This is a genomic window from Wenjunlia vitaminophila DSM 41686 (assembly GCF_000380165.1).
Classification (GTDB): Bacteria; Actinomycetota; Actinomycetes; order Streptomycetales; family Streptomycetaceae; genus Wenjunlia; species Wenjunlia vitaminophila.
The window spans coordinates 45,816-58,243 of the sequence record NZ_KB904661.1 but is presented as its reverse complement, the minus strand read 5'-3'; the positions used below and the strand labels follow the sequence as shown (position 1 = coordinate 58,243).

The following is a 12,428-nucleotide window of genomic DNA, read 5'->3' as shown; positions in this document are numbered from 1 at the left end:
CGCACGGCCGCCCACAGTGAACGAACCCGGTGTTTCCGGGGCAACACCTCGCGCCGACGGTGGTGTCTGTTTGCCGCCAGCGTTGGGAATCGCTGCTCCCTACGGTTGGGCGACGTGAAGGCCGACCATGCCGCTGTCACTCCTCAGAGCACGCAGCTCCGCCGTCCCGTCGTCTGGTTCATGTCCCTCGCCGCCGCGCTGGGGACCTCGACGATCTACCTGCTCCAGCCCGCGATCGCCGATGTCGCGGACTCCTTCGGTGCCCGGACCAGCGCCGTCGGTTTCGCCCTTGCGTGCGGACCGGTTGGATACATGCTCGGCCTCGCCCTCCTCGTTCCCCTGGTCGACCGTTACCCGCCCGCTCGGGTACTCGCGGCGCAGTTCGGTGCCTTGGCGGCCGTGCTGGTCCTGAATGCCGCTGCCGGCAGCGTGTGGGTCCTGGGACCCGTGATCAGCATCGTCGGTGCGTGCTCGGCGGTCGGGGCTGGCCTCAGTTCGGTGGCGGGCCGACTCGCGCCCCCGCAGCGGCGCGCGACCGTGCTGGGCATCGTCACCGCGGGGATCTCGGCCGGAATCCTCGCGGGCAGAATCGTCGGCGGATGGCTTGCCGACGAGATCGGCTGGCGCGGCATGCTCCTGGTGTTCGCCGCCGCCTGCGCCGTCGTCGCGGTCTGCTCGTCGGCGGTGCTCCCCGCCGCCGTAGGCGCGGCCGAGCGTGGCTCCCTTGCGACGTTGCGGTCACTCCCCGGACTGTTCGTCCGACACGCAGCGCTCCGGCTCGCGGCAGTCTGCGGCGCCCTGTGGTTCTTCGCGTTCTGCGCGGTGTGGGCGGGCTTGGCGGCCGCCCTGTCCGAACCCCCGTATTCCTACTCGTCGGAGCGGATCGGCTTGTACGCGCTCGCCGGTCTGTCGGGAATCGTGGCGACCCAGGTCTCGGGAACCTGGACCGACCGTGTGGGTGCCAGGCGGGTCATCCTGGTGGGCCTCGCCCTGGCCGCCGTTTCGGCGGGCGTCCTCAGTTCCTCCCTCTCGAACACCCTCGTCACCGTCACCTGCCTCGTGCTCTTCGACGCCGGCCTCTTCGCCGCCCAGGTCGCCAACCAAAGCACCGTTCTCGGGATCGACCCGGCCGCCCCGGCCCGCTTCAACAGCGGTTACATGCTCGTCTACTTCGTGGGAGGGAGCCTGGGAACCGCCTTCGGCGCTGCCGCAGTCGAATGGATCGGCTGGTCCGTCACGGCCGGGGCCGCGGCTCTGGCCATAGGCGCCGCCGGCACGATCACTGTGCTCCACCGCCACCGCATGGCCGCGACGGTGCCGACGAGCCCGCAGGAAGTGGCGTGACGGCGCGTCGGCACCGGATCGAGGACGAAGGGCTCGCGATGTGACGTGCGCACGCAGAACTGACCGATGGAGCAGGTGAGCGTCCCCGGGCTTGACGGAACGTGAGGCCCCTGTCCCCAGCCGCGCGGCGCCCCGCCGGACCGAGCACACGGGGTCCGAAGCTCACTTCCTCGTCGGCGCCTTCGCCGGCCCGGCCGGGTGCCCGGGTTCCAGCAGGAAGACCGGGATCTCGCGGTGGGTCTTCTCCTGGTACTCGGCGTACGGCGGATACGCGGCGACCGCGCGCTGCCACCACCGGGCCTTCTCCTCCCCGGTGAGCTCGCGGGCGATCATGCTCTGACGTTCGGGGCCGTCTTGAAGATCCACGTGCGGGTCGGCCTTGAGGTTGAAGTACCAGACCGGGTGCCGCGGGAAGCCGGCCTTCGAGGCCACCGCCGCATACCGCCCCTCGTGCTCCACGCGCATCAGCGGAATCTTGCGGAGCCTGCCGCTCTTCGCGCCGCGCATCGTGACAATGACGACCGGCAGGCCCGTGTCCCAGAGCGTTGTGCCCCGTGTGCCACCCGAACTCTCATACAACTCGACCTGTTCACGCACCCACTGCGCCGGACTCGGCTCGTACTCGCCCTCAAGAGGCATCGCATTCGCCCCACTGTCGTGTACGGATGATGTCGGGACAGTCCACCACAAGCCTCGCACGAAGGGAGGCCGCCGTTCCCGCTCTGCCGACAACCTCGAGCGAGACGGCAAGATCCGGTGTAGCACCCGGCCTGATGTCTCCGCAGGTCAGAGCATCCCCCGGCAGCAAGGTCGAATGAGACAGGACAGTCGCGGTCGGTGTCTGGTCAGATGCTGGATGCGGCGAGGTGGAGCTGGCAGGCGCGGTCGAGTGCTTCTGCGGCGGTGCCGGTGGGACCGCCCGTGGGCAGCAAGCATTGAACGTGCTCTGCTCGGCCCTCCAGGACCCGGACAAGGTCACAGCTCGGTGGCGGACCCTGCGAACCCGACTCGGATTGCCGGACAACTTCCGGCTGCATGACCTATGGGCAAGCAAGATCACGAACCGGAGGCGGGGCACAGCCCCGTGGAGGTCTCGGCCAACGCCCGGCACAGGGGCCGGGCTTCACCATGGAGAAGTGCGGACGGAGCCGGACCGAGGCAGCCAAGCGGATGGCTGCTGACTCCGCCGCCCGGCTGGGGCTCTCGACTGTCGTGCCGAGCCTCGGCGCGTTGGTCACGGTCGCCTGACAAGCAAGATCGTTTCCGTTGGCAACGCGGTTGGCAACGTGGCGTCTCTGAGTGCCCCACCAGAACAGAAAACCCCAGGTCAACTGGGGTTTGTGTGAGTGTCCGAGGGGGACTTGCCCCATACGCACATGCCGGTGATGCGGGGAAGTTGCAGCTGCCATAGGGCGTTGCTGGACACACCGACTTGATGCTGCTCACATGGGCACCGTCGTAACGATGCCCTGAGGCCGTGTACTACGTGGTGAGGCGGGTGAGTCGTTTGTAGCAGCACAGGGTGTCGAGGCCAATGAAGGCCAGGTAGTTGCGGGAGGCGGCGTTCGTAGCGGGCGAGAGTCAGCGGGAGCCGGACAGCCAGAACTTGGTCCGTTCGATCACACTGATGTCGGCCCGATCGCCGGTAGGCCTCGACCCCCTTGTGGGCGACGCGGACGGCGATGCACTCGCCACTCAGTCATTGTCGCAGATCAGGGCGGTCGTGAGTTTTGTCGGCGTGGATCTTGCCAGGCCGGTGGTGCCGACGGTGGTCGGGGTCATGTCTCGGTTGGAGGCCAGCGAGCAGACGCCTCAAGCCCTCGCTGTCGTGGACGTTGCCACCTGAGACAGCGGACAGGCCGTCCCGGCTGGTCGGACAGCATGTGCAGCTTGGAGCCCGGCTTACTTGGTCGTTCGGACCTGCGTGTTCGCCCCCTTTCAGCCTGCACGTGAGCGGAGTCAAAGATGACGCGGGTCAGGTCGGGAAGATTTCTGGTGGCGAGTTCGTCGAGCACGGCACGGTGCAGCCGGTCCCAGACACACCGTGGACCTTGGTGTGGTCCATCCCGCAGGTGATGTACACGGCCGAAACCCCGAGCACCTCAGGGAAGGCGGATCGGCACCGAGCCCATCCAGCAGTTCGGCGCAAAGAGCCTTGAGCATGACCATCGGGCCGTGGCTGGACGGGAAGGGATGGGGGCAGCTGAGTCGAGGGTGGGCCGATGCGCACTTACCTCAGGAGAACAAAGTATACACACTATGCCGATCCTAGCGCGTGTATCATGTCAACGCATTTTTCTATCGCTCAAGGTCGACGGTCCGTGTACGCTGAGACAATGACGGACAATGCCGCTTCATCGGTCGGACCACTTGTCACCGGTTCCGAGATCGCTCGGCTGGCCGGAGTCACTCGGGCCGCCGTCTCCAACTGGCGTCGGCGCTACGACGACTTCCCCGTGCCGGCGGGAGGTGCAGCTAACAGTCCGCTCTATGCGCTTGCCGAGGTCCAGGAATGGCTGGACAAGCAGCGCAAAGGGCAGGAGGTGTCACCCGAGGTCGAGCTGTGGCAGGCCATGCGGGCAGCGTACGGGGAACAGATGATCGCGGGCCTGGCAGAGGTGGCCGCGGTGCTGGCCGGAGAACACGGGCCCGGACTGCCGGATGACGTTGCCACCCGTGCACAGGCGCTCGTTCGAACCGAAGCGCCCGTCGACCTCGTGAATGGGCTGACTGAACGGTTCCTGGATTCCGCTCGGCGTGCGGGATCAGACCAGGTGACTCCCGAGCGCGTGGTGCGGGCCGTGTGCCACTTCGCTCCCGAGCTGCCGGCCGACACCACAGTCTTCGACCCAGCCTGCGGAATCGGGAGGCTGCTCCTGTCGGTCGCCTCCGAAGCCGGGACGCGCTGCTGTGGCCAGGAGATTGATGCCGACAGTGCCCGTTTCTCACAGCTCCGTGCCGACCTCCTGGGCCGATCAGGCGTGCGCATTGTGGCAGGTGATTCCCTTCGCACGGACGAGTGGCCGAACCTCAAGGCGGATCTGGTGGTCTGCGACCCGCCGGCCGGCGTTACCGAGTGGGGGCGGGAGGAGCTGCTGCTCGACTCCCGCTGGGAATTCGGTACCCCGTCCAAGGCCGAAGGGGAGCTCGCGTGGCTCCAGCATGCCTATGCGCACACCGGGCCCGGCGGCCAGGTCCTCATGGTCATGCCGGCCTCGGTCGCCTACCGCAAGGCAGGCCGTCGCATCCGATCAGAACTCGTACGCCGGGGCATCGTGCGCCAAGTGGTCGCCCTGCCGCCCGGGACCGCGACCTCTCACGCCCTGCCCGTCCACCTGTGGTGCCTGCGGCGTCCCGAGAACACCGCAGGTGCGGAGACGAACCACACCGTGCGCATGGTCGACCTGACCGGCAACAGCCCCGACGGCAGCCTGGAACCACGCCCCCACCAGGTCGCCGACGTGCCCCTGATCGAACTCCTCGATGACATCGTCGATCTGACCCCCGGCAGCCACATCCGATCCCGGCACCGCGACTATCCCGGCGAGTACGCCGCTCTGCGCAAGGAGCTCGAAGACCAGCTCCGCCGACTTGCCGCACTGCTACCCGAACTTGCGGCGGACGGCGGACCGGACTCACTGCACAGCGCTACCACCAGCGTCGCGGATCTCGCCCGCGCCGGACTCGTCACGTACGACGGTCCGGAACCAGTGTCGGCCAGCGAACAGCTGGACACGGAATATCTGCGGGGATTCCTGCGCAGCTCTGTGAACACCCGCCGGTCCACAAGTACCAGCGGGACCTACCGTCTTGACGGCAGGGGTTCGCGCATCCCCCGCATGAGCATCGACGAACAGCGTCGGTACGGCTCTGCCTTCCGGGCCCTGTCCGCATTCGAGGAAGGGATGCGCAAGGTCGACGAGTTGAGCCGGCAGCTCGCCGAAGTCGCCCGTGACGGCCTTGCCACGGGCGCCCTGGCCCCGGAGGAGTGAGGACGCTGCGGGGTACTCCGGGATGGGCGCCCCGCACCGGCCCGTGCCAGCCGGCTGGTCAGATGCCTCCTTAGGCTGAGCGTGGTAGGAACGGGCTCGGAGTTCCGCTCCATGTCACACTCAGTGCTTCGCGAGCGCGAGTACAGGCGACGAAGAACAGGCACCGCTCCCGGAGCAGGTCGGCGTCGTGCTGCAGCGGGTCCACTTCGCGTGGGGTGATTTCACGGGCGAACGGGACGGTGCCCTCGTTGACACCGAGGACGGACACCGCGCGGAACTCTAGACCTTTCATCGCGTGCATCGTTGCCAGCCGCACTCCTTCCGTCCCGTGCGTGACCTGCCCTCTGACACGTAGCACCGGGACGCCCGCGGCCGACAGTTTCTCCTCGGCCATGTCCAGGGAAAGATTGAAACGTGCGCACACGCCGATCTCGTGCGGCGCGAGGCCCTCGGCGAGCAACGCCTGGACCCGGTCCACCAGGGCCTCACTCTCCTCCCGTCGGGACGCGTACCCCTGAGCCTGGGGGCGGCGCCCGTGGAGCAGGGAACGGTACCCGGCCAGTGAGTCCGTTCCCTCGCCCTCGAGCGCGTCGACGGTGACGGGCGCGAGGAGCCGCGCAGACCATGCGAGGATCTCTTCGGTGGAGCGGTAGTTGACCCGCAGTCGGAAACTGCGGCCGGCGGTGGTGATGCCCAGGGAGCCGAGCGAGACCCGGGAGTCGTAGATCCGCTGATGTGGGTCGCCGGTGACGAACAGGTCGTCGGGGCCAGGAGACACAGCCGCACGCAGCACACGCCACTGCGCGGGGTGCAGGTCCTGTGCCTCGTCGACGACGACGTGGGCGTACGGAGGCGGCCCGTCTGCGAGGAGTTCCGCCGCACGGACGCAGATCCGCAGGTGGGTGGTCTCGTCGCGGTCGCGAAGGAATTGTTCGAACCGCTCCGTGGCGTTCCAGACCTCTCGGCGGCGCGCGGGTCCGAGGCCGATGCCGCGGCCGCGGCGGCTTGCGCCGAGGTAGGCATCGAGATCGCGGAGGTTCTGGCCGAGAACGACGTGCCGGTACTCCTGGGCCAGGAACTGAGCGGTGAACGGCAGATCGAGCTGCTTGACAGCCCTCTCCCACAACTGCTGCTGTTCCCGGTCCCCGATCGGTCTGGGTGCGGCCGCGGACTTCGTGCGCACGACGCCGTTCGCGTAGGCGTCGACCGTCGTCACGTCGACCCGGGCCAACAGCTTCTCGTCCTCGTCGAGGAGCAGCCCGAGCATCTCACGCAGTCCGGCTGCCAGCGCGTTCGTGAACGTGGTGAGCAGGACCCGGCTGTCCTCGGAACGGCCGAGCAGGTGCTTGACCCGATGCAGGGCCGCCACCGTCTTACCCGTTCCGGGTCCGCCGGTGAGCTGGACGGGCCCCCCGTACGAGGTGCGGTAGGCGACGCGCCGCTGGGAGGGGTGGAGGAAGACCCGCCAGGCCTCGAACGGCTTCTGAAGCATCTCCTCCAGCTCCTGCGGCCCGGTGACCAGGTGGACGCGTGTGGGAGTGTTGGCGATCACCGTGGCCAGGTCCTCAACCGGCTCGGCGGGCGCATCGGCGGGCCTACGGACGGCCACGACGTCCCGGTAGATCTCTTCCGGGCTGAACCCCTCGGCGAGGTACTGCAGCACCTCCAGTTGGTCCTCCGGCAGGAGCGTGGAAAACGCTTCCAGTTGAGCCTTGTCCACCAGTGAACGTGCCGCGCGCAGCACTTGGTCGTCGATGCCGAGTTCGCGCAGTGTGCCGTCGGAGATGTCCGCGAACATCAGCCGTGGAGCCGAGCGTGCGGCCGTCTCGTACAGCGGTGTCAGCTCGTCCAGGGCGACCGCGTTACGTACTTCCAGGGCCCGGGTCGCGGAGTTCGCGCTATATAAGCGCTTCGCCGCCCAGGTGTAGGCATCGTCGTGCGGCAGGACATTGACCAGGAGGAACATGTCGCTGCCGTCGTCAGGGGCGAGGACGACGCCCCGCCAGAAGTCGGTGATGCGAATGGTGCGCATGCGCGGGTCACGGGCGTTCTCCACGGACTCCAGGTGCAGTCCCTTGTCCGCGTTGAGTTCGGCGATGCTCATGGCCTGGAACTTCGCCATGGCCTTGCGTACTCCGGCTCGAACCGGCTTCTGCAGGGTGTCGTAGCCGTCCCAGAAGCTCTGGGAGAAGGCGAGCCGGGGCATTAAGTCCCTTCCTTTCGGCCTGACGGCGCTTCCTGGTCACGGATGTGGGGTGGCTCCGGCCAGCCGTCCTGCGATCTCCTTCAGAGCCGACAGGAGCTGTCCGGGTTCGCGGGAGAGGTCGAGGCTGTGCTGGTACAGCCGCACTCCCCGTCCGCCCGGCCCTGCCGTCGTTCCGCGCACCTCATGGAAGCGCTCAGGCTGCCGTCCGGCCGCGTACACCAGGTGTGCCTCGGGCAGACCGAGCACGGTGGCGTACGCCAGCGCCTGGTACAGGTCGGCGTTGAGGAGTCCGACGGCCTTCGCGACCTTGTACTTGGCGTCGACGACGGCGAGTGGCGTGCGGCCGTCACCGGTGCGGACGACGAGATCGGGCCGTATCCGTACGAGACCAGCGGTGTCGAGGTGATGGGGGTCCTGGAGGTGCGCGGTCCGGCCGTGTTCCTGGAGGGCCTCACGCAGGGCGACCGTGACGAAGTCCTCGAACAACTGGTTCATGTCGAGCAGGAAACCGTCGACGGTGAGCGGTTTGGACCCGGCCGGCCGGTGTTCCGGTGAGGTGCCGCGCAGGACGGCCTCGGCGAGCCGCAGCGCGGGCTGGTAGCGGGAGTTCAGGCGTGACGGCTGCCAACGCGGCAGTTCCTGCCCCCATACCAGCGGCAGTGCGTCGGCGAGACGTACGCGTTGATGGGCGAGGCGCCGTCGGACAGGACCGGGAACTCCCGGCAGCCGCAGCAATCGCTCAGTGGCGGCGCGCAGAATGCGGTTCTCGGCGGTGTCGGCGGTGTACGCGTCGTAGGCGATCTCCACGGGCGGCGTACGGCCGAAGTGCCGCCGAATCTGCTCGGCCTCGCGCAGCCGCCCGCGCATGACCAGCGCGGACTCCTCCACCTCCCGGTAGCCCTGGAGAACCCCCAGCCTTAGCGCCGCGTCGATCTGCCGCTCCACGGCGTGCGCAAGCGCGGGCACGACATCGTCGTACGTCCCGGTGTCGACGGCGCCCTCCCGGTTGTCACGCCAGGCGCGTGCCGGGTCGAGACTGAACCCGAGAAGGAAGAACAGGCGGCTCACGGGGGTCTTGGGCGTGATCCGTACGACTGGGCCGTTGGGCGTCCGTACGGCGCCGACCTTGCTGCCCGCACGGAGCAGCCAGTGCCCGTCCCGGCCGGGGTCCGGGGTCGCACTCCGCAGGATGCCGGAGGCGGCGAGGGCCCGCCCGGCCGCAGGCCCCAGAGGGACGGAGACGGCAGGCCCGTGCTCGCGTAGCGTCACCTCGGGCACGGGCACGGGCACGGTCACGGACGCTGCTCGCGCAACGAATCGAGGCCGTAGCGGTTGGTGATGTCGATGCCCTCGCCGTAGTGGTGCTCCTCCAGCAGCGGCAGGATCTTCGTGCGCCAGGTCCGTTCGAGACCGCCGTCGCGGTACACACCCGGCTTCATCAGGTACGAGGGACCGATGGCAAAGTCCGCGTCGTCGATACGGGCGTTGAGGGCGTCGAGGAGATGGGCTGGCCCCGGAGCCTTGCCCTCGCGCTGCAGCCAGCGTGCCAGCAGCCCGGCGGTCGGCTCGGCGCGCGGTGACAGCTCCACGAACGCGAAACGGCGCCGCATCGCCGCGTCGACCAGGGCGATCGACCGGTCGGCAGTGTTCATGGTGCCGATCACGAACAGATTCGGCGGCAGTGCGAAGTCGTCTCCGGAGTAGGTGAGGCGCACGGACTTCTTCCGGTACTCCAGGAGGAAGTACAGCTCGCCGAAGACCTTCGCCAGATTAGCGCGATTGATCTCGTCGATGATCAGAAAGTGCGGGATGTGCCGGTTGCCCTCGCGGGAGGCGAGATCGGCGAGTTCCCTCAGTGGGCCCGCGGTGAGCCGAAAGGCAACCTCCCTCGTCTCGGGATCCTCCACGGGGCGGAACCCCTCGAAGAAGTCCTCGTAGGCGTACGAAGGGTGGAACTGCACGATCTTGACCTGTGCTGGGCCGCCGCCGAAGAACTCGGCCAGCCTCATCGCCAGATACGTCTTGCCTGTGCCCGGCGGCCCGTAGAACACCATCTGTCGGTCATCGAGAAGCAGTCCACGTATCTCCTCCAGCCAGGCGCGGTCGTGGACCAGAAGGTCCGCGGCCAGCACGTCGGTGATGTCCGGCAGATACAGCTCCCGCGGTGTTGGCCGTTCGAGGGTGGGGTACTCGCCGATGTCGTTGGCCGCCGCCGAGCCCGAACGCTCCGAGGGTCCCTTGAGCCCGTCCAGCGTGTCCAGGACACCAGTCAGGTCGACGACGTCATGCTGAACAGACAGCTTCTGCTGTATCTCGTCCGGCAGCTCCTCGTAGGCATGGCTCTGCGGCAGCCAGCCGACGGTCCTTCGCAGATTGGACAGCCCGCCTGCTGAGGACGTCTGCAGAGCTTCCCCCGTGATCCGCCCGATGTGCAGTCGGCTGTTGTCGAAGGTAACCACGGTGTCGCCCACACGCATCTGTGTCAGGAATGCGTGTAACTCGTCGACGAGGCCCCGCTTCTGGTTGTACGAGGCTGCCCCCTCGTACCCCTCCTCCACGTAGCGGCGCAGCACGCTCTTGGTCGGATCGGTCTCCTCAAGCAGTGGGAGGTGCTCGCCCGAGAGCGAGATGAACCCCTCTTTCAGCCACAACAGCCGCACCAGGTTGTGCCCAGAGACATTGGAGCCGCGCACCAGCCACGCCTTGCGCGGGGCTCGCCAGCCAGTGGAGAGGTAGTCGGCGAGTGGGTGGCCCTCGGCGGTTCGCCAGGCTTCCGGTCCGTTTGCGTTGTAGCCATACACCAGGGCGGCGGCGGCTGAGGAGGAATTACACACGACGTCTCGGGTCGTCACCCAACGCGGCGGTGTCTCCGGCCGGTCGGGATCGGGAGGCGTGTCGACCAGCCCGCCGGTTGCGCGCAGATCTGCGCGCAACCGGCGGGCGTGGTCGCCAAGCCCGGGCCGTGCCTCGGCGACTACCAACGAACCCTCTTGCAGGAGGAACATGTGCGTTCCGTTGCCGCCGAATTCCGCGAGCAGATACCCGCGCGCCTCACCACCGTCCTTGGGAAGCCTGATGCGGAACTCGGGGGAACCGGGGAGGCGGTCGGGGTGCGGCATGGGTGACCTTCCGAGATTGGACGGGACCTGTGCGAACACCGCACACTCTACCTGTTGACACTGTCAAGTCGCTTAGTTTCTCTATGTGCAGCTTTCGTGTACCACGTTGACGATGCAAACGGACTGATCCTAGAGTGTGGATCTGTCCGGCCGACTCTGTCGGGTGGATCTGGCGCGCGGTTGCCGGAGTGAGGGCGTAATGGGTGGGGGGCCGTGGCCGAACAAGGTGACATCGAGGCAGAGTTACCGTCCGTTATCGAAAGGCTGAAGAGCTGCGCGACCCGTGCAGGCGTGATCAGTCAGCGGGACTTCTCCCTGGAGGCTGACCGCCTCGGACTGAGGACCGACGAACAGCAGCGAAGGTTTCGTAATGGGCTCGCTACTATCGGTATCCACGTGGAGCCGGTGACCCGAGGACGAGCGAACCACCGCTCCGTACCTGCCGCCGACCTTGAAACGTGGGCCGCGCCCCCGCCGACGAAGGCGTCCGCCCCACCGACCCCCGCCTCTGAACCCGGGCTCACCGGGGCCGGGACGGCCAGCCGCCTGGCCCAGGTCCGCCGCATGCTCGCCCGCTACGTCGACGCCGACGGCACCGTCAGTAGGCTCGCCCACGACGGCGTGGTACGGCTCCACCGGCTCAGCCCGGCCGAGGCGCGTGAGCTGATCGCCGACTTCCCCGTCACCGGCCCCGGAACGCCCCACGTGCCCACCACCGGACCAGTGGAGCCTGGTGAGGCCCACTCTGCTGCGCCCGTGCCTGCTCCAACGTCCCAGGCCGCGCCCCAGAGACGGCCGATCGGCGGGAAGCGTGCCCGAGTCCCGCCCACCGCCCAGGACGCAGGACTGGCCGACGCCGTGCGCGCGGCTCGGGCCGTGCTGGAGGAGGATCGGTGGCGGCGGGAGCCGGCCAAGGTGGTGCTCAAGGCGGATGAGGAAGTCGGGCTCGCCGTGCTGCTGCGGGGCGGCACGGACCGCCTCAGCCGCGACGTCCCCCCGGAGGAGATAATCGCCCTGTCCCGCGACGGCGAACGGTGGCGCGCTTACGAGTGCCTGGTCCGCCACAACAAGCGGCTCGTCTGGAAGATTGCGCAGGGCTACCAGGGACAGGGACTGGACATCGAGGACCTCGTCCAGCACGGAACCATCGGACTGATGCGCGCGGTGCGCAAGTTCGACTCCACCAGGGGCTACAAGTTCTCTACCTACGCGACGTGGTGGATCAAACAGGCCATCACCCGTGCGGTCGCTGACGAGGGAACGCTGATCCGGCTGCCGGTGCACGTGCACGAGAAGGTCGGCAAGGTGGCCGCGGCCGAGCGCAGGCTGCTGAGCGAGGGCCGAGCCAGAACCGTTGCCAACGTGGCCTACACCACCGGCCTCACCTTCGCCGAAGTGGAGCAGGTGCGCAGGGTCAGCCGGCCCACCGACTCTCTGGACCGGATCATCGGCGACGACACCGCCCTCGGTGACCTCCTCATGGGGCCGAGCCGACTGCCCGGACCCGCTGTGGTGTTGATCCGCAAGGAGCTTCAGGCGAGCCTGCGGCACGTGCTGGAGCACTTCTCCGAGCGTGAGCGGCACGTCCTGGTCCGGCGGACCGGTCTCGACGGTGACGAGCCGGACACGCTGGAGGTCATCGGGGCCGTCTTCGGTGTCTCGCGTGAGCGCATCCGCCAGATCGAATCGAAGATCAAGCCGGGGTTTCGTGACCAGTTGATCCGGCACGGGGTGATCCCGCCGCACCTGTGAACCGCCCGCGTTTCA

General features: G+C 68.0%; 7 protein-coding genes. 3 read left to right on the top strand and 4 right to left on the bottom strand.

The window, feature by feature from the left end; all coding sequences use genetic code 11:
• Positions 1-114: 114 nt before the first annotated feature.
• Positions 115-1,344, top strand: coding sequence for an MFS transporter (locus tag A3IG_RS0110605; RefSeq protein ID WP_018383541.1), 1,230 nt, complete (start codon positions 115-117; stop codon positions 1,342-1,344).
• A gap of 162 nt (positions 1,345-1,506) precedes the next feature.
• Here A3IG_RS0110605 and A3IG_RS0110600 read toward each other — a convergent pair whose 3' ends face one another.
• Complete coding sequence (locus A3IG_RS0110600; RefSeq protein WP_018383540.1) at positions 1,507-1,983, bottom strand: nitroreductase family deazaflavin-dependent oxidoreductase; 477 nt, start codon at positions 1,981-1,983, stop codon at positions 1,507-1,509.
• 1,697 nt (positions 1,984-3,680) lie between these two features.
• Between A3IG_RS0110600 and A3IG_RS0110590 the strand changes: the two genes are divergently transcribed.
• The gene (locus A3IG_RS0110590; protein ID WP_026220119.1) at positions 3,681-5,336 is read left to right on the top strand and encodes an HsdM family class I SAM-dependent methyltransferase; all 1,656 of its coding nucleotides are present in this window, start codon (positions 3,681-3,683) and stop codon (positions 5,334-5,336) included.
• A 70-nt stretch (positions 5,337-5,406) separates the two neighbouring features.
• On the opposite strand, the gene A3IG_RS0110585 is transcribed toward A3IG_RS0110590, so the two are convergent.
• The 3 genes from A3IG_RS0110585 to A3IG_RS0110575 are packed head-to-tail and all read right to left on the bottom strand — an operon-like array spanning position 5,407 to position 10,661.
• Positions 5,407-7,542 carry a UvrD-helicase domain-containing protein gene (locus A3IG_RS0110585; RefSeq protein ID WP_018383537.1) on the bottom strand — a complete coding sequence of 712 codons (2,136 nt, stop codon included), beginning with the start codon at positions 7,540-7,542 and terminating at the stop codon, positions 5,407-5,409.
• Positions 7,543-7,578: 36 nt separating this feature from the next.
• Positions 7,579-8,838, bottom strand: coding sequence for an McrC family protein (locus A3IG_RS0110580; protein WP_018383536.1), 1,260 nt, complete (start codon positions 8,836-8,838; stop codon positions 7,579-7,581).
• A complete protein-coding gene (locus A3IG_RS0110575; RefSeq protein ID WP_018383535.1) occupies positions 8,835-10,661 on the bottom strand; it encodes a DUF4357 domain-containing protein in 1,827 nt (608 codons plus the stop codon). Before A3IG_RS0110575 ends, A3IG_RS0110580 begins: the two co-directional genes overlap by 4 nt.
• 564 nt (positions 10,662-11,225) lie before the next feature.
• Here A3IG_RS0110575 and A3IG_RS29280 point away from each other — a divergent pair.
• Entirely contained in the window at positions 11,226-12,413 is a 1,188-nt protein-coding gene (locus tag A3IG_RS29280) for a sigma-70 family RNA polymerase sigma factor (protein WP_018383534.1), read from the top strand.
• Positions 12,414-12,428 lie beyond the last annotated feature (15 nt).